Source organism: Hansschlegelia quercus (genome assembly GCF_004310425.1).
In the GTDB taxonomy this organism is placed as follows: domain Bacteria; phylum Pseudomonadota; class Alphaproteobacteria; order Rhizobiales; family Methylopilaceae; genus Methylopila; species Methylopila quercus.
Map to the genome: position 1 here is coordinate 14,310 of NZ_SIUB01000006.1, position 22,075 is coordinate 36,384.

General features: G+C 63.8%; 17 protein-coding genes. 6 read left to right on the forward strand and 11 right to left on the reverse strand.

What is annotated here, in order from left to right; translation table 11 throughout:
• Positions 1 to 320 precede the first annotated feature (320 nt).
• The 5 genes from EYR15_RS12430 to EYR15_RS12450 all read right to left on the reverse strand — a co-directional run bounded on the left by EYR15_RS12430 (position 321) and on the right by EYR15_RS12450 (position 9,703).
• Positions 321 to 1,499 carry a zinc-dependent alcohol dehydrogenase gene (locus EYR15_RS12430; RefSeq protein WP_131003882.1) on the reverse strand — a complete coding sequence of 393 codons (1,179 nt, stop codon included), beginning with the start codon at positions 1,497 to 1,499 and terminating at the stop codon, positions 321 to 323.
• A gap of 1,342 nt (positions 1,500 to 2,841) precedes the next feature.
• Positions 2,842 to 4,389 carry a DHA2 family efflux MFS transporter permease subunit gene (locus tag EYR15_RS12435; RefSeq protein ID WP_131003883.1) on the reverse strand — a complete coding sequence of 516 codons (1,548 nt, stop codon included), beginning with the start codon at positions 4,387 to 4,389 and terminating at the stop codon, positions 2,842 to 2,844.
• On the reverse strand, positions 4,373 to 4,879 hold the full coding sequence (locus EYR15_RS12440; protein WP_131003884.1) for an isoprenylcysteine carboxyl methyltransferase family protein: 507 nt from the start codon (positions 4,877 to 4,879) through the stop codon (positions 4,373 to 4,375). Before EYR15_RS12440 ends, EYR15_RS12435 begins: the two co-directional genes overlap by 17 nt.
• Positions 4,876 to 5,934, reverse strand: coding sequence for a type III polyketide synthase (locus EYR15_RS12445; RefSeq protein WP_131003885.1), 1,059 nt, complete (start codon positions 5,932 to 5,934; stop codon positions 4,876 to 4,878). The genes EYR15_RS12440 and EYR15_RS12445 overlap by 4 nt, the downstream gene beginning before the upstream one ends.
• Positions 5,935 to 6,490: 556 nt before the next feature.
• On the reverse strand, positions 6,491 to 9,703 hold the full coding sequence (locus tag EYR15_RS12450) for an amino acid permease (RefSeq protein ID WP_342635545.1): 3,213 nt from the start codon (positions 9,701 to 9,703) through the stop codon (positions 6,491 to 6,493).
• 413 nt (positions 9,704 to 10,116) lie between these two features.
• Between EYR15_RS12450 and EYR15_RS12455 the strand changes: the two genes are divergently transcribed.
• On the forward strand, positions 10,117 to 11,649 hold the full coding sequence (locus tag EYR15_RS12455; RefSeq protein WP_417448556.1) for a sensor domain-containing diguanylate cyclase: 1,533 nt from the start codon (positions 10,117 to 10,119) through the stop codon (positions 11,647 to 11,649).
• A gap of 96 nt (positions 11,650 to 11,745) precedes the next feature.
• Here EYR15_RS12455 and EYR15_RS17195 read toward each other — a convergent pair whose 3' ends face one another.
• The gene (locus tag EYR15_RS17195; protein WP_131003888.1) at positions 11,746 to 12,084 is read right to left on the reverse strand and encodes a hypothetical protein; all 339 of its coding nucleotides are present in this window, start codon (positions 12,082 to 12,084) and stop codon (positions 11,746 to 11,748) included.
• A gap of 754 nt (positions 12,085 to 12,838) precedes the next feature.
• Between EYR15_RS17195 and EYR15_RS12465 the strand changes: the two genes are divergently transcribed.
• Positions 12,839 to 13,825, forward strand: a complete 987-nt coding sequence (locus tag EYR15_RS12465) for an ATP-dependent DNA ligase (protein ID WP_131004042.1) — start codon at positions 12,839 to 12,841, stop codon at positions 13,823 to 13,825.
• A 34-nt stretch (positions 13,826 to 13,859) separates the two neighbouring features.
• Positions 13,860 to 14,501 carry an Lrp/AsnC family transcriptional regulator gene (locus tag EYR15_RS12470; RefSeq protein WP_131003889.1) on the forward strand — a complete coding sequence of 214 codons (642 nt, stop codon included), beginning with the start codon at positions 13,860 to 13,862 and terminating at the stop codon, positions 14,499 to 14,501.
• A gap of 267 nt (positions 14,502 to 14,768) precedes the next feature.
• Here the strand turns inward: EYR15_RS12470 and EYR15_RS12475 are convergent, their stop codons facing one another.
• The 3 genes from EYR15_RS12475 to EYR15_RS12485 all read right to left on the reverse strand — a co-directional run bounded on the left by EYR15_RS12475 (position 14,769) and on the right by EYR15_RS12485 (position 17,701).
• Complete coding sequence (locus EYR15_RS12475; RefSeq protein WP_165455494.1) at positions 14,769 to 15,494, reverse strand: EF-hand domain-containing protein; 726 nt, start codon at positions 15,492 to 15,494, stop codon at positions 14,769 to 14,771.
• Between the two features lie 204 nt (positions 15,495 to 15,698).
• A complete protein-coding gene (locus EYR15_RS12480) occupies positions 15,699 to 16,805 on the reverse strand; it encodes an ATP-binding protein (RefSeq protein ID WP_245498293.1) in 1,107 nt (368 codons plus the stop codon).
• A gap of 167 nt (positions 16,806 to 16,972) precedes the next feature.
• Complete coding sequence (locus tag EYR15_RS12485) at positions 16,973 to 17,701, reverse strand: response regulator transcription factor (RefSeq protein ID WP_245498294.1); 729 nt, start codon at positions 17,699 to 17,701, stop codon at positions 16,973 to 16,975.
• Positions 17,702 to 17,951: 250 nt separating this feature from the next.
• Between EYR15_RS12485 and EYR15_RS12490 the strand changes: the two genes are divergently transcribed.
• The 3 genes from EYR15_RS12490 (at position 17,952) to EYR15_RS12500 (ending at position 20,152) form a co-directional block, all read left to right on the forward strand.
• Entirely contained in the window at positions 17,952 to 18,806 is an 855-nt protein-coding gene (locus EYR15_RS12490) for an intradiol ring-cleavage dioxygenase (RefSeq protein WP_131003892.1), read from the forward strand.
• Positions 18,807 to 19,029: 223 nt separating this feature from the next.
• The gene (locus EYR15_RS12495) at positions 19,030 to 19,575 is read left to right on the forward strand and encodes a DUF2478 domain-containing protein (protein ID WP_131003893.1); all 546 of its coding nucleotides are present in this window, start codon (positions 19,030 to 19,032) and stop codon (positions 19,573 to 19,575) included.
• Positions 19,576 to 19,768: 193 nt separating this feature from the next.
• On the forward strand, positions 19,769 to 20,152 hold the full coding sequence (locus tag EYR15_RS12500) for a winged helix-turn-helix domain-containing protein (protein WP_131003894.1): 384 nt from the start codon (positions 19,769 to 19,771) through the stop codon (positions 20,150 to 20,152).
• Between the two features lie 55 nt (positions 20,153 to 20,207).
• On the opposite strand, the gene EYR15_RS12505 is transcribed toward EYR15_RS12500, so the two are convergent.
• Complete coding sequence (locus tag EYR15_RS12505) at positions 20,208 to 20,612, reverse strand: hypothetical protein (RefSeq protein WP_131003895.1); 405 nt, start codon at positions 20,610 to 20,612, stop codon at positions 20,208 to 20,210.
• A 94-nt stretch (positions 20,613 to 20,706) separates the two neighbouring features.
• Entirely contained in the window at positions 20,707 to 21,912 is a 1,206-nt protein-coding gene (locus tag EYR15_RS12510) for an NAD-dependent formate dehydrogenase (protein ID WP_131003896.1), read from the reverse strand.
• Positions 21,913 to 22,075 lie beyond the last annotated feature (163 nt).

Sequence of the window (22,075 nt, forward strand, 5' to 3'; positions counted from 1 at the left end):
TAGGTCAGGGGTCTCAGGCTGACCCATTGCTGACGCTAGTAATACCCGGTTGCAGGCGCATGTCCTCGAGGAAGGCCGCTGGCGACTTGCTGTCGCGAGTCCTCTCTTGCGGTCGTACACGATGCGCATCGACGTCGGCCTCGGTTCGCCAACTCGCCGGACAACAGGATCTTCATCTCGATCTCAGGATGCAGACCCGGGAGACGCCGGCCGACTCAACGCCGCCTTCGCGGCCGCGCGCAAAGGCTTCCGGCGGTCGCAAGCGGCGCTGAAAACAGGCGCACTGCCGGTTGCTGAAGTCGCAACCGGCAGTGATTGGGTCAACCGTGAGGTTTTAGAACGACTTTCGTGCAGCCGTCCTGCTTGTCGCGGAACGTCTTGTAGAGTTCCGGTCCGTCTTCGAGCGATGTCGAGCGGTGACTGATGATGAAGGAGGGATCGATCTCGCCGTTCTCGATGCGCTCAAGCAGCGGCTTCATATACCGCAGCATGTGGGTCTGGCCGGTCTTCAGCGTCAGCCCCTTGTTCATGAATACCCCGAGTGCGACCGGCCCCGCCTGACCGGCGTAGACACCCGGCATCGAGACAATTCCGCCCGGACGGCATGCCAGAATTGCCTGGTTCAGTGCGAAGGGCCGCTCCATGCTGACCGTCGCCGCCATCACTGCGGATGACACTTTCTGCGCCATGGTGTCGGCGCCGTGCGCCTCCATGCCGACCGCCTCGATGACTGCGTCCGGGCCTTTGCCGCCGGTCATCTCCATAAGCTGCTCTTGAACGCTGTCGTCGCCAAAATCGATTGTTTCAGCCCCTGCCTGCCGCGCGAGCGCCAGCCGCTCCGGAACCGTGTCGATCGAGATGACCCGCTCCGCGCCGAGCATTAGACAGCATTTCACGGCGAGCACGCCGACCGGGCCCGCGCCCCAGATCGCGACCGTCTCGCCGCCCTTGAGCCCGCAATTTTCGGCCGCTTGATAAGCGGTCGGGAAAATGTCGGACAGAAACAGCACCTGCTCGTCGCTTAGGCCCTCGGGGACGACCAGGGGTCCCACGTCGGCGAATGGAACCCTGAGATATTCGGCCTGACCGCCAGCATATCCGCCCGTAATGTGGGAAAATCCGAACAGGCCCGCCAAAGGATAGCCGAACTGCTCCGCCTGCATCTTCCCGTTTGGGTTTGTGCGCTCGCAGCAACTCCAATTGCCCCACTTGCACTGCCTGCATTCGCCGCAGGACATTGTGAAGGGCACGACGATCCGGTCACCGACCTTGAGGCGAGTGGCGGCGCGGCCGACCTCCATGACCTCACCCATGGTCTCATGACCAAGGATGTCGCCACTCTCCATCGTCGGCATGAAACCGCCCATGAGATGAAGGTCCGAACCGCAGATCGCGCAGGCCGTAACCTTGATCACGACATCGCGGTCATCCTCGATCTTAGGATCTGGGACGCTGTCGCAACGGATGTCGCCCTTGCCGTGCCAGGTAAGCGCTTTCATTCGGGTATCTCCATGGCTGCCCGAGCCGGAAAGGGTAGTTGAGCCGAACGGAAGGGCGTCAGGGCAATCTCCCAGTCAGCTGTTTTGTTCCCACTCTCATGCTCGAACGGGATCGCTTTAGAACAGGAGCCATGTCCAACCGGCGGGGCCGTCTGGCCCGCCGGCCGGATCGCCTACGCCTGTTACCGACCAGCGCCTGTGGTGGGCTGGTGGTGATCGCTTGTCTGCGGCGTGGGGGCGCCAGCGACGCCTTCGACTGGCGGCTTACCGCTCTTCATTTCCATGGAGCCGGAAGAGCCCTGCGTCATCTCTTCCTGCATTCCCGGCGTTCCCTTCTTTTCGGCGCCAGAGGCGGGACCCGATCCTGCCTCGGATCCTGTTGTCGCGTTATTCTCCGTCCCGGTCGCTTGGGCCATCGCGAAGCTGGTCGTGGCCGCAATAAGTGCAGCGGTAAGACCCGCAACCAAATTGTTTCTGCAGATCATCATCCGTCTCTCCCTGTGGTTTTCAGCGAGACAGCACTGAAAAAATGTGCGCGAACGCAAAGCTGTCTCGATCCATCAGTCCAGAAGACGCTCAAAAGCAGATATTGTTGCAATCGCCAGCGCTAAAATATTTCTCGATCGGAGGTGATCCAATCGCGATTGAACACCTAATGCTGTCGCTGCATTGGCCGGCTGAATCAAGACTAAGAACTTCGTCGGCAGATGAACGACTGCCCGAACTTAGACATCAAGCGCAAATGTTGGTCTGCCGGCTGCGAGCACGCGAATGCGTTTGCAGCACGTGCGCCCCGTCCTACAGCCGCCGCGTCATCTTCTACGCGCTCGCGAGGAGGCGAAGCTGCCTTTGGCGTCCGCCTCGAAATGCGGGGATGGGGCGCGGATCGGCCGGTCCTCTATCGTGCAACCAACGAGGTGGAGGCTAAGCGTTGGTACGCCGAGAGAGACGCCGCCCCCGTCCCCGGGAGCTGTCTGGAACTCAGGGACGGGGACGACGCGGGCGGTTTGGGAGGACTCGCCCAGCCGATTACGCGATGGCGGCGGGGTGGTTCCTAGCGATCGCCTGACAATGATGGAGCGTCCGCCCTAGCCCGACCAATCCGTTCGAGTCAGCTGGATGTGCAACCTCCACAGCCTCACTTAACGCCAGGCAGCGATCCGCGCGCTGACCCGCGCCCTTGTCGACCGCACCGGCAACCTCCCCCATGACGAACAGCCGCCGCGGCGCGGATGCTCTCCGTCGCGAGATTGCTGACGGCGCTCTCCTCGGCCTCTCCCATGAAGCGTTTTACGATGCGCTCGCCGGCGTGCCGCGCCCTTGGGCGGTCTGGTACGAAGGTTCAGGCGGCCTCGGCCCGGCCAGATCTGGCGAACACAAGGAAGACCAGCGCAAGCGCCGTGATCGCTGCGATCATCGCCCAGGCCTCATTGATCGCCTGGGCGAGCGCCGCCTTCTCCACCATCGGTCGCATCATCGAAATGCTTCTTGGCGTGTGCTCTGCCCCCAGCTGCATCTCGAAGAGAGGACGGGGAATCCCGACAAAGCGGGCGGCGTCGAAATCTCCGGCTTGCAGGCGCTGTCTGAGATCTTCGCCGATCGCGGGCGCCCGGCCATAGATCACGGTGTCGATCAGCGCGAGGCCGATCGCTCCGCCGAGATTGCGCATGAGGTTGAACAGCCCGCTCGCATCGGGAACGCGGGCCGGGTCGAGATGGCCGAGCGCGAGGCGCGTCGGCGGCAGCAGGCAGAACATGATCGCGACCCCCCGCACGATCTGGGGCGCGAACATCTCGGCGAAGTCGGTCTTTGGCGTCTGGACGGCGCTCAAGGCCAGACCGACCGCGAAAAGCGCAAATCCGGCCGATGTCAGCAGACGCGCGTTGGCGCGCTGCTCGAGCGCGACCGCAATCGGCGCGACCAGAAGCTGGGCGACGCCGGTGACCAGCATGACCGAGCCGATCGCCAGCGCGTCGTGGCCGCGCACGAAGGCGAGGAACACCGGCATGAGGTAGACCGAGCCAAACAACCCGACGCCGAGCACGAAGCTGAGGCAACAGCCGAGCGCAAACCGCCGATCGGCCAGGCAGGCGAGGTCGACCAGCGGAACGGCTTGGGCGAGCGTGCGGCGCGCGAAGGCGATGCCGCTCGCAAGGGTCAAGACGAACAGGCCGAGCGTCAGTCCGCTGGTCCAGCCGCGTTGCGGCGATTCCTTCAGGCCGATCTCAAGCGCGCAGAGCATGGTCGCGAGCAGCACGAGGGAGATGACGTCGAGCGTCTTGGCGTGACGCCATTGGGCCGCCTCGCGCGGCAGACGAATGAGGCCGACGATAATGGCGACCGCGCCGGGCGCGAGATTGATGAGAAACAACCAACGCCACGATTGGGTCTCCGTGATCCACCCGCCAACAATTGGACCGACGGTGGGCGCGAGGACCGCAAGAACGCCGGCGAGCGTGGTCGCCGCGCCCTGCCGTTCTTTCGGGAAGAGCACGAAAACCGCCGAAAACACCGCGGGAATCAGCGTGCCTCCCGAAAGACCCTGCAGAACGCGCCACGCGATGAGATCGCCGAAGCCGGAGCTGAAGGCGCAACCGGCGGAGGCGAGCGTGAAGATCGCGAGCGACCAGGCGAACAGGCGACGGACGCCGAGCATGCGGGTCAGCACGCCCGTCAGTGGGATGGCGATCACTTCCGCAATGAGATAAGCGGTCTGCACCCAGCTCATCTGATCCGGCGCGATTTCAAGCGCGCGCTGGATCGTCGGAAGAGACGTGGCGACGATCTGGACGTCGAGCACCGCCATGAACATGCCGGCGCACATGGCGCCGAAGCCGGTCCAGGTTGCGGTCATCGGCGGGGGGCGCCCCGTCTCAGCCGCTTGGGACATGAGCCCAGCGATCGAGCGCTCGACGCTCGGCCCGAATCCGGATGGTCAGCACGACGGCGTTGGCGATCGAGAAAACGAGCGCATACCAGGTCAGGCCGAAAGCGAGCGGCAGGACCGCGATCTCCCCGACGACAACGCAATAATTGGGATGTGAAAGCAGACGGTATGGACCGCGGGCGACGAGAGGCGCGTTCGGAAGCACAATGATGCGGGTCGTCCAGCGCCGGCCGAGCGTCGCGAGAACCCAGATCCGCAGCGCCTGAAGCGCGAAGAACACGATGAGCCAGAGGGTCTGCAGTTCGGCGTTCCAGCCTAACCCCCAGAGCCCCGCCAGCCATGCGGCGTGGAGCAGGACGATCGCCGGGTAGTGCCTCGGCGCGAATTCGATAGCGCCCTGCGCCATGAGCGCCGCCGTGTTCCGGCGCGCCAGCCATAGTTCGGCGAGCCGCTCGGCGGTGACGAACGCGAGAAGGACCGCGCCGGCCGTCACACAAACCTCGTCAGCGAGACGCAGCTCGCTGTGAAGCCGGGGCCCATGGCCGTCAGGAGGGTGCGCGGCGGCAGGCCTTTCGCGATCAGGCGCTCCAGAACGAACAGGGCGGTGGGTGAGGACATGTTGCCGTAGTCCGCGAGGATTTCGCGCTCGACGTCGAGCGCATTGTGCGCCAGGGACAACGCCTTCTCCAGCGCTTCGATAACTTTTGCTCCGCCAGGATGGCACGCGAACCGATCGACGTCGCCGCGCGCCAGTCCGCCGCGCTCGATGATGAGGTCGATGGCGGCGGCGATCTTGGCTTCTGCGAAGAGCGGGATCGAGCGGTCGAAGATCACCCCGAGGCCCTCGGCGTCGACGTCCCAGCCCATGATCGCGAGCGTGTTCGGCCAGGTGTGCTGGCCGCTTGCCTCGATCGCGGCGATCCCGGTTTCGCCGGTCCGCACGAGGCACGCCGCGGCGCCGTCGCCGAACAAGGCGGTCGCGACGATGTTGGCGTTGGTCAGCTTGTCGAGACGGAAAGACAGCGTGCAGAGCTCGACCGCGACGAGCAGCACGAGGCTGCCAGGGCGCCCGGCGGCGACGCGCGACGCGATCGACAGACCCGAGACGCCGCCCGCGCAGCCCAAGCCGAACACCGGAACGCGCTCGATGTCGGCGCGAAAGCCGATCCTGTCGATCACGCGCGCTTCGAGGCTCGGCGTTGCGACGCCGGTGGACGACACGGTCACGACCGCGTCGACGTCTCCGGCGGTCAGGCCCGCATTGCTGAGGGCCTTCTGCGCAGCGGCGACGAACAGGTCGCCGCCAACGTCGAGATAGGCTTCGGTTCGCTTCGCCCATCCAAGCGGGTCGAGAAACCATTCCGCAGGGCGCGCCGCAAAGCGCTCGCGGATGCCGGCGTTCTCGAACACCGTCGCGATTCGCTCGAAGTCTTTGAACCGGCCGGCGAAGCTGCGCCGCGCAAGGTCCGCCGCCTCATCCTGCGTGATTCGAAACGGAGGAACGGCGGTTGCGACCGCGAGCAGGCTGACTGGGGCGCTATGAGGCATGCTGCGGCCTAAATGGCATCGGTCGAAGGCCTCCGCGACGACCTGTCAGGGGTAGGCCGCTCGCCGCGAGACGTCACCGGAATACGCAGAAAGCGCGCGGGCGGACGCCTCCGATGGCGGATAGGATGTCAATGAGGCGGATGCAGAGTCTGCGTTCGGACGTCACCGCGTTGCGATCCGGTAGCGCAAGCTCAGGAACACGTAGGCACCAACCCACTAGCTGCCTCGATGAGGCCGCCGCTCTTGGCGTAGCGGCTGACGTGGAGTCCGCAGGGCCCTAGCGGTGCGCGCAGACAGCGCGGATTCAATGCCGCGTCGCTAAAGAGATAGGGAGTAGGTTGGGCCGGAGGGGCTACATCTGGGAGGTAGCTATCCGCCAGCCCCAACTTGTTCCGCTTGCCAAGCGCCTTTGAAGCCAGAGCACATATTGGCGATCCGGCAGAAACGGAAGATCAACGGTCAGATCCGTGACTGGCGATGTTCAACTGCGCTTTGGACGCCGGGCCGCACCGCAAGGACTGTTACGCCCGCACGGTCGCCGTCGTTTTCCTGCGGGTTAGAGGCCGACCTTTATCTTTCCGCGACCGAGGAGGGCTGGAGATTTGATCTCTCGATAGTCGAAGCGGCCTCCCCGACCAGATATTTGTTCAGCGTAGATCTCGATCATCTGCGGCTTGCCCAGAAGGTACCCCTGAATCTCCGCGCAACCCTCAGCTCTGAGAAAATCGAGCTCCTCCTCGGTCTCCACGCCTTCGGCTATTACCGGCATGCCGAGCGCCGCCCCCAATGTCAGGATGCTTCTTACGATAGCCGCGGATTGTCCGTTGCCCGCAACTCCGCTGACAAAGCTCCTGTCGATCTTGATCTTGTCGAACGGAAACGACTGCAACGACGCAAGCGAAGCGTAGCCTGTTCCGAAGTCGTCCATCGCGATTTTGACGCCTAGGGACTTTAGACGCCTCAGGATTGTCAGTGCGGTCTGGGCATCTCGAATAAGCACGCCTTCCGTGATCTCCAGTTCAAGCCGGCCCGGCGCGAGCCCGGTGTCGAAGAGGATCGAATGAACGAGGCTCGCCAAGTCTCCGAACCTGAATTGAACCGGCGAAAGATTGACGGCGATCTGCAGCGGAGAAGGCCACGACGCCGCCTCGCGACAAGCCTCGCGCAAGGTCCATTCGCCGATCTCCACGATCGAACCGTCCTGCTCGGCAAGCGGGATGAAGGTGGCCGGCGACACCAGCCCGCGCTTGGGATGGCGCCATCTGGCTAGCGCCTCGAAACCGCAGATCGTCCCGTCGATCCGCGCTTGGGGCTGGTAATGCAGTAGCAGTTCCTGGTGCGCCACAGCTGTTCGCAGGTCGTGCTGCAGCGCGTACCGCTCTCTTGTCTGCCGGTCCATCTCGGGATCGAACACCTGCAGCATCCGTCTACCGTCGGCTTTTGCGCGGTAGAGCGCGGCGTCGGAGTTCGCCATCAGCGAGGCCACATCGCTCCCGTCCCTTGGGTAAAGCGCGGCCCCAACGCTGACGCTGATCGAGATCTGCTGTCCGCGTACGGAAATGTCGCCGGATACCGCCTTAAAGACGCGGTCCGCCAACTCCTTCGCCTTCAGTTCCGAGTCGCCGCCCTCCGACAGGATTATGAACTCGTCGCCGCCGACACGCGCGATGAACGAGCCGTCCGTCGCGAGTTTCAGGCGGTCCGCGATCGCGCAGAGCAGTTCGTCTCCGGCAGCGTGGCCGAAGACGTCGTTTGCTTCCTTGAAGTGGTCGAGATCGACGCTCAGAACGGCGAACGACCCGCCATCCGCCGCGGCTCGTTCGATCGCGCTCTCGAACCGAAGCGACAGAGCCGTTCGGTTCGGAAGATCGGTCAGCGCGTCGTGATGAGCGAGATGGGCGATCTCATGGTGGCGGGCCATGAGTTCTGTTCGCGCCGCTCGAAGGCTCTCTCGCGCCCTGTCGAGGCCGTAGGCCGCGTCCTGAACCTTGTCCTGGAGAATGTTGAAGCTGTGCCCCATTTCGCCCAGTTCGTCCCTGGACGTGATCCTCACCGGAGCGATGTCGACCGAAGCGTGGGCCGCGTCGAGGTCGCCGCGGCCGAGCGCAGCCATCGCGTGCGAGAAATCTGTCAGCGTTCCGGAAGCCAGGCGCCGCGCCGCTTCGCTCACCTGCTCCGCGGAATGGGTGATCATCCCCGGCAGGACGAGCCCGACGCTGATCGTCAGGAGGGCGACGACAACGAAGATGTCCTCGAGCACGGTCGCCAGCGTGCTCTGTGCGTGAGGCACGCTTTCCACCGCAAGCAGATAGCCCGCGCCGTCCAGTACGAGGACAAAAAGCATGGCGCCGGTCAGCTTGAGATGAAGGGTTTGCGGGATGAGCGGCAGCCCCTGGAGCCGCCGATCCTCCATCATTCGCCATGCGTAAAGGGCGGCCCCCGAATAGGCGAGCGCCAGTCCGCATAGCACCGTAGGCAGCCCGAACTGCTGAAAGCCAAGCACGGCCGTCAGCAGCCAAAACCCCGCTGAGGCCACGCCGAGCATGATCGTTCCGCGCGGCGCGCGATAGGGCCGCTCCGCCTCAGGCTGGTCACGGCGCAGCAGCCAGGCTGCGACGTTTGGCATGCAGATGCTGATCAGGTACGTGAAGTTCGCGGCGGCGATGAACCAGAGCGGATAGCCGCTCAAGATGAAGAGCGTAGCGGAGCCGCCAGTCAGCAGCGTGGCGGCCCAGGGACAGTCCGTCGAGGTCCGCTTGGCGAGAAAGCGCGGCAGAAGTCCGTCTTCGCTGAGTTGCGACAGCGTTCGCGCTGCGCCGGCCAACGGCTGGAGCGTGCCGTGAAACATGTTCATCATCATGAACCAGATCGCGGCGGACTTACCGAGGCCGCCGAGCAACGGCGCGAATGTTGGCCCAAGCACGAGCGCGAGCTGCATTCCCAAGGGACCGGGGCCGACGACGCCGAGCCATACGACGGGAAGAACGAAGAAATACATTCCCGCCATCGCGCCGCTGGCGAACATCGCTCGCGGGAGATTGCGATCGGGGTCGATCGTCTCGCCTACATGACACGCAGCGGCCTCGAAGGCTGGCGCCGCAAAGCCGATCAGATACAGTCCCGCCATGATCGACGTGACATCGCCGAACAGGCCCTCGAAGGGGCTGTTCAGTGAGAAATCGGTGGCTTGACGCCAGTCGACGGAGCCGCTGAAGACGGAGCCGATCGAGGATATCAGCGCGAGGCCGGCTGACGCCGTCGCGACCGGCACGGCGAGGCGCACGACCCACTTTATTCCGCAGAGATTGACGACTGTGAAGAAGGCGACCAGCGCGCACGCCACCAGTTCGACCGGCAGGCCGGGCAAGTACCATTGTTGGATCGCCGCGGCTGACAGAACCGCGGTCAGACCGCACGTCGGAACCCAGCCCCACCAGTAGCATGACCCTGTCAGCGCGGAGAGCACGGGGCTATAAGGCTTGAAGGCTTCCGCACATGCCGCTGAGATGCCGCCCACCCGGTTGGGCCACATCAGCACCAACTCGGTCCAAGCCGGCGCTGCGGCCCAGCTTACGATGAGGCCGACAATCAGCAGCGGGACCGCGGCGCTACCTTGACCAGGAATACTCCCCTGGCCTGCAAAAAGCGCCGCCATAAGAAAGAGACTTTGATTGCTGCCGCCCATGGCGAGGGCGGTCGTTCCGATCCATCCAAGCGTTCTCGGATGCGGCGTTGGCTGAACTCGGTCCGATGCAGGCAAGCTCATCATCCGCACGGCTCAAACCGATGGAGTAATCACCGATGGTGACGCCCACGATTTCGTGAGCGTCCTATAATTGAGCTTTCCCGATTAACACTTTGCTCGATCTGCCCGCCGCCCTTTACCGACCAAGAGCTAATCCAGCGCGCCGCCCTGCGCCTAGCCCTTCTTTCCAGGGCGGCCGCGCGCTTCTTCGTGGCATCGAAGATGCCGCGACTGGAAGCCGGCATGCCCCAACGGGCCATGATGGCTCCCCACCCCGCAACTGCTTTCGTCAGCCCAGAGACGGCGCCCACGCGGATGCGAAACGTGTGGTTAGGCATAGCTGCACTTAGCGACGTGGAATGGAGCTGCCAGACGCCCCTAGGCCGTTACCTCTTTAGCCTACGCGTCGGATGTTCCCAGGTGGCGAGATCAAAGCCTTGAAGCACCAGATTAAGGACTTGTTGCATTCGTCACGGCTGTGGGTGGCGCTCGCTGTTCTCGCGCCGATCGGCATGCTGATGGCCTCCGGCGCCATGCTCATCGAGCTTCGGCAGGACGCATGGAGCGAAGCCCAACAAACCGCCAGCAACCTGCTGCAAGTCATTGCGCGTGATGTCGACCGGAACATCGAGGTTATCGACCTGTCGCTGCAGGGCGCCGTCGAGAACCTTCACGCTCCAAAGAGCGCAGAGGCCACGCCGGAACTTCGTCAGCGCATTCTGTTCGATAGAGCTGCGACTGCACGAGACATCGGCGTCATGCTGATCCTCGACGAGAACGGCGACGCCGTTTTCGACGCGAACGGCGTTCCGCCGCGGACCGTGAACAATTCGGATCGAGACTACTTCCAGTGGCACAAAAAATGGCCGGATCTCGGGCTGCACATCAGCCGGCCCGTCATCTCGCGCCTGACGGGGGTGCCGATCACGGTGCTCAGCCGTCGAATCAATAAGCCCGACGGATCGTTCGGCGGGATTGTCCTTGCAAGCCTGCGGCTTTCCTACTTCGTCCGGCTCTGCGAAAATCTCGGTCTGGGATCCAACGGTGGCATCAACCTCTATCTGCGGGACGGCACGCGCCTCGTGCGGTACCCCTATTCCGACGCCGACGTTGGCGTGAACATCGCCGGAACGCCGAACTTCGATCGCTTCGTTGCGGAAGGCAGCGGTTCGTTCGTCGGCAAGTCGACCCGAGACGGCGTCGAGCGCCTTTATACTTTCACACAGATCGGCGAGCTTCCCCTCGTGCTGAACGTGGGTCTCGCGACGGCCGACATCGAAGGAAAATGGCGCAGCAAGGCAGCGGTGATCGCTGCCGTGATGGTCGTCCTCTGTGGCCTTGCGGGCGGGCTGGCGCTTCTCTTCGGCCGAGAGCTACGCCGCCGCACCGCGATACAAGCTGAACTCGCCCGTCTTTCGAGCACCGACGCTCTGACTGGCTTGTTCAACCGCCGCCACTTCGATTACGAGCTTGAGCGCGCCTTAGGCGACGCCCGCCGAAACAGAAAGTCGCTGTCTCTGCTCATCGTCGACGCCGACCACTTCAAGAGCGTCAACGACCGCCACGGCCATATCGTAGGGGACGAAGTGCTCAAGGGCTTGGCGCGTGGTCTTTCGGCCAGCGTGCATCGGCCAGGCGATCTGGTCTGCCGGCTTGGCGGCGAGGAGTTCGCGATCATCCTGCAGAGTACGGATCGCGACGGCGCCCTGATTGTCTCACAGAAAGTGCACTCCGAGATCCGCCAGGTCGCGGTCGAGAAAGCCGGCATCTCTGCGGGCTCGGTCACTGTCAGCATCGGCCTCGCCGTAGCCGGCCAGAGTGAGACGATGTCGGTCGAAACGCTTTATCAACGAGCGGACGGCGCGCTTTACGAAGCCAAAGCCAATGGCCGCAACCAAACGCGGTGCGCGGTTGAACCGGCAGAAAATGATCAGCAGCCACATCTGCTCCGCTTGGTAAAGCGAAGTTAGCTCTGCGCTCGAACACTATCCCGCATCTCGTTACGCACCACGACTGTCAGCGCTTATCCGGCAACGGCCGCTGCAATGCCTTCGGCAGCTTAAGCGTCACTCTACGTCTTGGCTTTGTGTGAGCTTCGCATACCAACCTGCATAAGGCGTGTTTTGCGCCATCTTGCGATTCATGTCCGGCGCGCCGTCCGTCCACCAGACTGGTCCACGCTCGCCAAGGGCAACCTTTGCTGCGTCGACGCGAGCCCGGGCCGCCTGCAACGCGGCCTCGTCGCCTCTAGCACCTCGCACGGTTCTGCGCGCCGACATTAGGTCCGAGATAAGGAGCTCGCGCTCGGTTGCCGGCAGAGAGGGTTTGCTAAGCCGCCAGAGCCGACCGTTGACGACGAAATACCTGCCGTCCGGCGTTCGGGGATGCTTAGGGTCGCACTCCATTGCTCGCCTTTCAGTCCACAAGGTCGCTGATAATCCGCTGAACGACCGCGACGCAGGCGGAGGCGGGCAGAAGACCGATCGCAGCGGCCGTCCAAACGCCGCCAAGGGGCGCGACCTTCAGGAGCTCCAGCTTCAGGTTGACGGTCGGGGTGGTAGTGCGCGCGCTTTAATTTGACACGGCCGACGAGCTCCGCGAGCTCGGCTCGAGCCCGCAGGCAGATAGCCCTGATCGCCTCCCTGCATTCAAGACGGTTCGTAGCGGTGCGGACCCGCGGGCGGCTCACGGCGCGATTTTGAGGCGGCTGCAGACCCCGCACGTAGCCGAGACGGCACAGCTGACGGATTGAGCTGCTCCTCGTCACCCTCCGCGCTCTCCACGCCGTTCTCGAGCAGAAGCGCGTCAATCTCCGGAATTTTGATGCCGGTGACGACAGGGCCTCGCCCAGATATCAACTCGGAAACTCGATCTTGAGGGCCTCCGCGTCCCACGAGCCGGTTTCCCCAAACGGTTAAGCGCGATCGCCAGCGAACGCAGCTCGTGGGCCGAAAGGTGCGTGACGCGGCAAGAGTCGGCGGGTCTGCGAAAATGCGGCCTCACGGCCGCCGGAACGATCTCGCCAGTTCCGGAATTGCATCCGCGACAGCGGAGCGCGCGGTCAGGACGCAATGAGGCGAGGAGGATGGGGGCGTGAACGCTCCGAGCGACGAGCCACAGCCTTCCGCCCAGTTCGGCCTTCCGCTTACGACCGCGCCTATGGAGGCGCGCGCAGCCGACATCCTCCCGGAAGAGGACGGCTGGCAGTTTGAACCGAAATGGGACGGCTTCCGCTGCCTCGCCTTCCGCGAAGGCGAGCACGTCGAACTCCGCGCCAAATCAGGCAAGCCGCTCGGACGATACTTCCCCGAAGTTGTCGAACGACTGCGGACGCTACAGGCGGAGCGTTTCGTAATCGACGGCGAGCTCGTGATCGAGATCGACGGGAAACTGTCCTTCGAGGCGCTGCAGATGCGGCTTCATCCCGCTGAGACGCGCATCCGCAAGCTCGCAGCGGAAACTCCGGCCCGGCTGATCCTGTTCGACATGCTGATGTCGACCGAGGACGGCGACGTGATGAGCCGCCCTCTTTTGGAGCGGCGGGATGCGATCATCCGCTTCGGAAAAGCAGCCGCCGCGTCCCGCCGGCTGACGGTGTCGCCTTGCACGCGTGACCGCGCCCAGGCGGAACGATGGCTGAGCGACGCCGGCCACGGCGCCACTGACGGCGTGGTCGCGAAGCGCCTCGAGCAGCCATATCAGGCGGGCGAGCGGGCAATGATCAAAGTCAAACGCCTGCGCACGGCGGACTGCGTCATCGGCGGCTTCCGCTATGAGAGCAAGAGCCGCGAGGTCGGATCGCTTCTGCTCGGCCTCTACGATGACGACGGCAAGCTGCACCATGTCGGCTACACGTCGACGATCATTCACGAGGAGCGATCAGCCCTGACCCGTCGGTTTGAGGAGCTGCGCGGCGGTCCGGGCTTCACAGGAAAGGCGCCCGGCGGGCCGAGCCGGTGGAGCACGGAGCGGAGCGGCGAATGGGAGCCGTTAAGGCCCGAGCTGGTGGTCGAGGTGCGCTACGATCACGTCACCGGCGACCGGTTCCGGCACGGGACGAAGCTGATGCGCTGGCGTCCGGACAAAGCGCCGAGCCAGTGTGGCTTCGACCAGATCACGGCGCCGCTTGTTCCTTTCGGTTTGTAATCACAGTGCTCAGCGTTTGAACCGAAAGCGGGACATGATGAAACGCTGGCTCGGTGGCCTCGGCGGAGTGGAGGTCATCTCAAAGGATCGCGATACGCTCAGAGACGCGATCGAGCGGCGCATCGGCGCGGTCGCCGGCGTGCAGTCGATGGAGATCTTTCCAGGTTTCTCGCTGTTCTACCAGAAAGCGCGCTTCCTTTCGGGCCCAAGCGAAGAAGGCGGCGTGCGCACCGTCCCGCTGCAGGATGTCGATAAGCAGATCGCCCTCGCGCTCAGCGGCGACGGGAGACTTCCGTTCCGGGCGGTGGCCGAGACCGTAGGCGTATCGGAGACGCAGGTGCGCGCCCGCGTCACCGCCATGCTTGAATCACGGCAGATGAGCATCCTGGCGATCATGAACCCGCTCGCCTTTCGGGAGCGAAGCGTGGCCTGGCTCGGGCTGAAGATCGCCGCGGGCTCGCGAAGCTATGAGGTCGCCGATCGGCTCGCCAATGAGGAGCACGTCTCCTACGTCTTCATGTGCGGCGGTCGCTTCGACATCTTCGCCGAGCTGATCTGCGACAGCGACGAGCATCTGCAAGACGTCGTCGAAACCCGTATTCGCTCGATCGAGCACCTGATGTCTTTTGAACTCTTCCTTTACATCGACCTGCATTACAAACTGCTCGGGAGCTGACACAGCCTCATCATGATGATCTGAAAAACAGGTTGTCGGATTATCGAATGGGAAGTGTCCGTTCCAAGTACGCCGAATGCGCTCAAGATGTCGTCTGGCCACAAAAAGGCGACCGCTCAGAGGCCGGTAGAGCGGCTCAGCGTCAAGTTCACCAGCCCGTCGCCTTGAGAGAGCAATCGATCAGCAAAAGTGCGTCAGAGCCGCAGTCTCGCGCGAACAACCCGGTTGCGCCCGGCGGCGGCGTTCGACGCCGCCGGGCGCCGGATGTCACGCACTCGCGCTGAACAGACTCGAGACCGCGTCGTTGAGATACGAAGTCACCGAGCTTGACGAATAGCTGTTCTGAGCCGCGAGATACTCAGAGAGCTGGCCAGCGAGCGTCGTTGACGTACCGGTGTCATCGTCGTCATCGTCATCGTCGCTCGACGCAGTCATGCCCGGACCGCCTGCTCCGCCCGGCGGAGGCGGGGGCGGAGCGCCGGCGGCTGCTTGCGACGACCGGAACGCCTCGTCCTCGGTCTGGCTCAATTCGCCGTCGCCATCGGTATCGATCGAGGAGAACAACTCCTCGGCCTTCTCGGTTGAGGCCGACTTCGGTCCGGCGGCGGTGAACTCGTCAAGCGAAACTGAGCCGGATCCATCGGAGTCCGCCTGGGTGAAGAAGCTCTGTTCGTCCTGGCCACCGGGAGGGGGCGGCGGCGGACCGCCAGCTTCCTGCTCGCCGAGCAACGCCGTGGCGCTCTCCTGCGAGAATTTTGCGAGACCGGTCGCGATCTCGCTTTCTGTTAGCGAGCCGTCACTGTCGGCGTCGAGGGAGGAGAAAGCGCTCGAAAGCGCTTCATCACTCTGGTCGATGCTGCCGCTCGGCAAACTTTGCCCAACAGATTTGAACTCCTCGAGCGAGGCTGCCCCGCTCGAGTCCTTGTCAAGCGACTTCATGAGCAGGCTCGAAATAACAGAGCTGCTACCTGAACTTAGTCCACTTATGCTCATGCTGACATCCCCGCGGCGCGATCTCAAAAGATCAGCGACAAAGCCTCGGCCGGAATTGGCCGACGCGTAAAGTTCGCAAGTAACGTGCCTTGGCGGCGTCAGTGAAGAGTAACAGACGGGCGTTTTTGACAAAACATTACTGTCAGAAACATTCGTTCACAAAGCTCCAGCCTTGAGAAGCGTCATTGTCGGTAAGACCAAGCATCATTTGATCGGGCCTGGCGAGGCCAGTGGCAGCGAGACAGTCTGCATCAGACCGCCAGAGCCGCGATTAGCGATCGATAACGTCCCTCCGTTCCGAACGACGATCTCGCGGGCGATGGCGAGGCCAAGACCTGCGCCAGGAACAGTCGCTTTCCGGCCCGGATCGATACGAAAGAACGGTTCAAACGCTCGTTCCAAGAGTTTCGGAGGTATGCCGGGCCCTTCATCTGCAATGGTCAGAACAGCGTGTCCCCAAGCCTCCTCGACCGATAAAGCAGCCCCTAAGCCGTGCGTTGCGGCGTTGACCGTGAGGTTCCGCAGCGCGCGCTTCATCGCCAAAGGACGGACATTAGCTCTCGCCGGTTGAAGACGATCCAGCGTAACGGGGAGTCCGATCTCCTTGAGCTCCGTCGCCACGTCCTGCGCGAGATGATCAAGCCGGACGATGGCTAACGCATCAGAATCAACTTCTTCGCGAACCAGCCGAATCGCGCTGTCAGCGATGCGGTCGAGCTCCTCGAGATCGGTCAGCCAGCTCGAGCGATCGTCCTCGGGCAGGAACTCGGCGCGAAGGCGCATGCGGGTGAGCGGCGTTCTCAGATCATGACCTGCCGCCGCGACGAGCCGCATCCGGCTCTCCATGGCGCTTCTGAGCCGACCCGAAAGCAGGTTGATCGCGCGAGCTGTCGCCCGGACCTCGCTTGGGCCTTTCTCAGGCAGATCTACGAAGTCGCCGTCAGGGCCGACGGCCTCGATCGCCCGTTCGAGTAGAACAAGCGGCCGCGTAGCGCGCATGACGGCGAAGATCGCGAGGCCGGCGACGCAGAGCGTCACCAGTCCCATCCAGAATGCAAAGATCGGCCACTCCCAAGGGGGCGGGCCCATGCCAGGATCCACGGACAACCATCGCCCGTCCGCCAGCTGGAGGGCGGCGACAGGCGGGCCGCGGTCTCGGTGAACAAGGCGCGCGGCGCCGTGAACATCCAGCCGCTGGAGCGCCCTTTCAAGGCTCCGAGAGCCCTCCGGCCACTGTTCTCCCGCGGGCTGCTCGGACGACAGTCGAATCGGGCCTGTTCCAATAAATTTTTCACGCTCCTCTGCCGGCACGCGGTCGAGCGCCCGAGAGACCAACGCGAGCGAGGCGGCTGCGCGCTGTTCGCCCGGACCTCCCGGACCCGGAGGTCCGACGAGGCGCAGCGCGAGAGCGGCGGCGACGGTCGCAAGCACGAGAATGGCCAGAACCAGGAGCGCCGCTATCCTCGGACCGAGCCTGTTCATAGCTCGTCCGTCTCGACGCGAACCGTTAGTTGATAGCCGCCGTTGCGCAGCGTCTTGAGGATCTGGAAAGCGCCGGCGTCGCCGAGCTTACGCCGCACTCTGCTGACCAGGACGTCGATCGAACGGTCGTAGGGCCCAAGAGCGCGACCTTGCGTGATCTCGAGCAGTTGCTCCCGCGAAAGCACACGGCCGGGCCGCTCAAGGAAGGCCACCAACAGGTCGAATTCAGCAGCCGTAAATGGCACGTCCACGCCCTCTTGCCCAACGATCTGACGTGTCTCGCAGTCGCAGTGAAAACCCGCGAAGCGGTACGTCCTGGCGCTCTGTGGTTCGATCGCGGAGGTCTTGCTGGCGCGCCGAAGCACGGCGCGGATCCGCGCGACCAGCTCACGCGGGTTGAACGGCTTGCCCACATAATCATCGGCTCCGATCTCAAGCCCGATGATGCGGTCGACGTCTTCCTTGAGCGCGGTCAGCAGGATGACGGGGATCGTCGAAGACACCCGGATGTCGCGGCACAGGTCCACGCCCGAACCGTCCGGCAACATGACGTCGAGCACGATGAGATCGGGCCGCTGACCGGCTCGCGATCTCGCCAACCGATCCTTCAGCTCGCGACCGCTCGCCGCTGTCGACACGCGATAGCCTTGCGACCGCAGGTAGCGACTGAGCAGTTTGCGGATTTCCTCGTCGTCATCGACCACAAGGATGTGGGGCTCGCTCAAGTCGGCTCCGTGTCTCGCTTGGTGGAAGCTGTAATCCGACTAGCTGATGTCAGTCTTTCGCGCGACCTATGTTGTAACGAACTGTTTCCGCCGCTTGCGCCCGGCGAAGTTCAAGCCACGTATATCGGCGACCAGCCGCGAAGCCTTGGCTTTCTGGCGCGTGTGAAATTGGCGGACGTTCAATGCGAGAGCGTCGCTGCGCCTATATGGCCGGATCGAACGCTCTTCCGCTTCCTGACGGAGCTCTTCGTTGAAAATTCCCGAGTTGACCCGCCGCCAGACCTTCGGCGCGCTTGCGGGAGGCGCCGCGTTGTCGACGGTCTCCACGCCCGCTTTAGCAACGTCGGCTTTAGAAACGGGCGCAGCGCGGCCCGCCTGCGTTCTTCCCGTACAGGCGGAGGAAGGACCCTTCTATTTCGATCCGAAGCTTCTGCGTTCCGACATCACCGAGGGGCGGCCAGGCGTCCCGTTGACGCTTGAACTCACCTTCATCGACGCGGCGACGTGCCAGGGGCTCGGTGGCGTACGTGTCGACATTTGGCACGCCGACGCTGCCGGGCGTTACTCCGGTTTTGAGCCGTCGAACGCTCCTGGCGCGGTCGCGCCTGCTGTGCGCGAGACCTTTTTGCGAGGCACGCAGATCGCCGACGATCGGGGGGCGGCGACGTTTCGGACGATCTATCCTGGCTGGTACCGGGGACGCACCGCGCACATACATCTCAAGGCTTTTATCGACGGGCGAAACACGCTGACAACCCAAGTGTACTTCCCCGATGCGCTGAGCGAGTACATCTACGAGAAGGTCGGCTCCTATTCCGCCCGCGACGCGAAACGCGACACGACGAACGGAACCGATGGCGTTCTCGGCCACACCGAGAATAGCCGAGCGACCTTTCTCAACATCCGCGAAGGCGTGGACGCTTACATAGCGGAGCTGACGATCGCTGTGGATCGCAACGGCTCCCCGCCGGAGCGACGCGGACCGCCTCCGCCGCCTCCGGGAGATTTGCGAGGCCCGGACGATCGTCGCGGTCCCCCGCCCGGCGAAGGCATGGCGCCACGACCAAGGCCCGTCGGTCCATTAGTGCCGGGCGCAAAGGCCTGACGCCTCTGGTGCCGCCATCGAGGTCGATCCGATATTTCTTGGCGTAGACGAACCGCGGCCTCCTAAGAGGCGCGGCTCGACGATATGCGCAGCGCCAGCGCCGATCGCGCGACGGAAGAAGGCCTCGATGGAACGCTCCGTTCGCTTCCCTGGTCTCCTTTACCGTTATAGTTTGACGGATAGAACGCAGCGGCATCACGCCTTGTGAGTTCAAGCGGTTTCGATGACTGAACGGATTATCGCTCTCCAGGGCGCGGCGAGTTTCGTCGTGCAGACGCGGCTCGCCTCGTTCGCGCGGGCGCGCGCAGCGGAAGGGCTGCGGGTCGTCGGCGTCCTTGAGGAATTCGGCGGATCGATCGCAACTGGCTGCGCAGGACGCGCGCTGCGCGACCTGAAGACAGAGCGTCGTCATATGATCGGCCAGGATCTTGGGAAGGGCTCCCTCGCCTGTCATCTCGACGCCTCGGCTGTCGCCGAGGCGTGCCAAGACGTTCTGAACGCTATCGAAGCTGGCCCTGATGTCGTGGTGCTGGCGAAATTCGGAAAGCTTGAGAGCGCTCGGAGCGGCCTGATCGACGCCTTCGCTGCCGCGGCCGCCCGAAATCTGCCGGTCGTAACGTCCGTAGCTCCTGTCTTTGCGGAAACATGGCAGCGCTACTCAGCGCCCCTGGCGCGCTTCGTCCAGCCTACCGACGCAGCTCTTGAGACTTGGTGGCGGGCCTTAACAGAAGAACGCGGACCCGCCCGGCGCTTCTATTCCGTCGGATAACTACCAGACGCAACTTTCGACTGCGCTTAGCGCCTGCGCTCAACGCTGCGGCGACGGCGGACAGTCGCGCTGCTGAGCTCGTGCGGAGCGAGGCTGGCGACCTTCTGAGAGGTCGGTAGGGGCCTTCGGCGTGGCGATCTGCGCCGTCATTTGTTAGGCTGACGCTCCGCCAACCCGGCGGGGCGGACGCTCCATGGCCTCTCTCAGCATCAGGATCGATCTCGACCCGGAAGGCCGCATCGGTCCAGGCAAGATCGAACTTCTCGAAGCCATTCGTCGCGAGGGTTCGATCTCGGCCGCCGGCCGCGCGATGGATATGTCCTATCGTCGCGCATGGGACCTCGTCGATGAGACGGCCAGGATCTGCGGCCAGTCGGTCGTGGCATCACAGGCGGGCGGAAAGCATGGCGGCGGAGCTCGGCTGACCGAGTACGGCGAAGAGCTGATCGCTCGCTATCGGGCTATCGAAAAAGCCGCACAGAAGGCTGCGCGCACGGAGTTGCAGGCCCTCGAATCCGGAAGGCGTCGACCCGCCTCCGCGACCGACGTCAAGGTCCGAGCCAAAGGCGCGGCTTGAACGGATTCTTCCGCGGACAAACGACCGCCGCCTGCCCTGCTCGCCAACGCCGACGTCAGTTTTTGAGGATGGCGACGGGCATATTCGCCGGCGCGTCCGAGAGCGACTGAGCGAGATCGTCCGCTCCGGACCTGTTGAGCGCATAGGAAGCTTCGAAGCCGTCGGGCGTGCTGATCGTCAGGATCATCGTGTCGCGATCTGTGCTGGCTTCGATCGTCCAGCCTCCGACCGGAAACACCATCCTCAGGCTGTCGTCGCGGTGGCGCAGACGCAGCGCGGTGCGCACTGCGCGCGGGAGAGACATCGCGAGCTGCCCGGCGCATTCGCCGGGCAGGAAGAGGTTCGCGTCCTGCCCGTCGGCTCCGCGGAAACAGACCCGGATCGCCGCGCCGTCCTCAGAGACGTCGATCGCGTCCAAGGCCTCGGCAGTTATCGTCTGGTCCGCCATTCGGTCGATCATCGCTATATTCATACAGATATAACGTTCGACGTCCACATGAGGTCCGAGGTCGCAGACGGCAGGCGGCGAACCGCGCCTGCCGTCACCAAGGCGATCAGTTCGCCTTGCGGAAGCCCGGCGTAGTGTCGACGTCCTTGGTCGAGTCGCCGCTCGCGTAGGAGCGGGCGCCGACGCCGGCAAGCTTGCCGCCCTGGACGATCAGATACTCGTCGCGGATCGGACGACCCTCGAAGTAGCACTCCAGGATCTCGCGCGTGCCCGCGGCGTAGCGGGCCTGGGCCGACAAAGAGGTGCCGGAGATATGCGGCGTCATGCCGTGATGCGGCATGGTCCGCCACGGATGGTCCTTCGGCGCCGGCTGCGGGAACCAGACGTCGCCGGCGTAGCCCGCGAGCTGGCCGCTTTCGCAAGCCCGCACGATCGCGTCGCGGTCGACGATCTTGCCGCGCGCGGTGTTGATGATGTAGGCGCCGCGCTTCATCTTCGAGATCATCTTCTCGTCGAAGAGGTTCAGCGTCTCGGAATGCAGCGGGGCGTTGATCGTCACGACGTCGCAGACCTTGACCATGTCCTCGACGCTATCGTGCCAGGTCAGGTTCAACTCCTTCTCGACGGCCTCCGGCAGGCGGTGGCGATCGAAATAGTGAAGGTGGACGTCCCACGGCTTCAGCCGGCGCAGCACCGCGAGCCCGATACGGCCGGCGGCGACAGTGCCGATGTGCATGCCTTCGACATCGTAGGAACGAGCGACGCAGTCGGCGATATTCCAGCCGCCCTTGTTCACCCAGTCATAGGACGGCAGATAGTTGCGGACCTGGCTGACGATCATCATCACCACGTGCTCCGCGACGCTGATCGAGTTGCAGAAGGTGACTTCCGCGACCGTGATCCCGTGCTCGACCGCTGCGTCGAGATTGACGTGGTCCGAGCCGATGCCGGCGGTGAGCGCGAGCTTCAGCTTGGGCGCCTTGGCGATGCGCTCGGCCGTCAGATAGGCCGGCCAGAACGGCTGCGAGATGACGACCTCGGCATCATGGAGATGCTTCTCGAGCTCGGAGTCCGGGCCGTCTTTCGACGAGGTGACGATCAGCTCGTGGCCGTTCGCCTCGAGATATTTGCGCAGGCCCAGTTCTCCGGAGACCGAGCCCAGCAGTTCGCCCGGGTTGAAGTCGATGCCCTTGGGGGTCGGCAGCTTCTGTCCGTCCGCGTAATGCGTGATCTTCGGAAGATCATCGCGGGCATAGGATTTCGGCATTCCATCGATGGGATCGTCGTAGAGAACACAGACGACTTTAGCCATTTCCTCTAATCCTTTTAAATTGAGAGAAGAGGAGACGCCGGCAAGGGCGCGCTTCGCCTATCCCCGCAGCCATTGAGGCCGCCGAGTGAAGCTCGCCAGACAGTCCATGCGCTACCCGTATTTGCCGAGCGCTTCCCCAGATCTTGCCCGTACCGACATTCTT

Bases quoted from the DNA above. Each gene is read 5' to 3' on its own strand.
- EYR15_RS12430 (WP_131003882.1), bottom strand. From the start codon at position 1,499: ATGAAAGCGCTTACCTGGCACGGCAAGGGCGACATCCGTTGCGACAGC.
- EYR15_RS12435 (WP_131003883.1), bottom strand. From the start codon at position 4,389: ATGTCCCAAGCGGCTGAGACGGGGCGCCCCCCGCCGATGACCGCAACC.
- EYR15_RS12445 (WP_131003885.1), bottom strand. From the start codon at position 5,934: ATGCCTCATAGCGCCCCAGTCAGCCTGCTCGCGGTCGCAACCGCCGTT.
- EYR15_RS12450 (WP_342635545.1), bottom strand. From the start codon at position 9,703: ATGATGAGCTTGCCTGCATCGGACCGAGTTCAGCCAACGCCGCATCCG.
- EYR15_RS17195 (WP_131003888.1), bottom strand. From the start codon at position 12,084: ATGGAGTGCGACCCTAAGCATCCCCGAACGCCGGACGGCAGGTATTTC.
- EYR15_RS12465 (WP_131004042.1), top strand. From the start codon at position 12,839: ATGGAGGCGCGCGCAGCCGACATCCTCCCGGAAGAGGACGGCTGGCAG.
- EYR15_RS12470 (WP_131003889.1), top strand. From the start codon at position 13,860: ATGATGAAACGCTGGCTCGGTGGCCTCGGCGGAGTGGAGGTCATCTCA.
- EYR15_RS12475 (WP_165455494.1), bottom strand. From the start codon at position 15,494: ATGAGCATAAGTGGACTAAGTTCAGGTAGCAGCTCTGTTATTTCGAGC.
- EYR15_RS12495 (WP_131003893.1), top strand. From the start codon at position 19,030: ATGACTGAACGGATTATCGCTCTCCAGGGCGCGGCGAGTTTCGTCGTG.
- EYR15_RS12500 (WP_131003894.1), top strand. From the start codon at position 19,769: ATGGCCTCTCTCAGCATCAGGATCGATCTCGACCCGGAAGGCCGCATC.
- EYR15_RS12505 (WP_131003895.1), bottom strand. From the start codon at position 20,612: ATGATCGACCGAATGGCGGACCAGACGATAACTGCCGAGGCCTTGGAC.
- EYR15_RS12510 (WP_131003896.1), bottom strand. From the start codon at position 21,912: ATGGCTAAAGTCGTCTGTGTTCTCTACGACGATCCCATCGATGGAATG.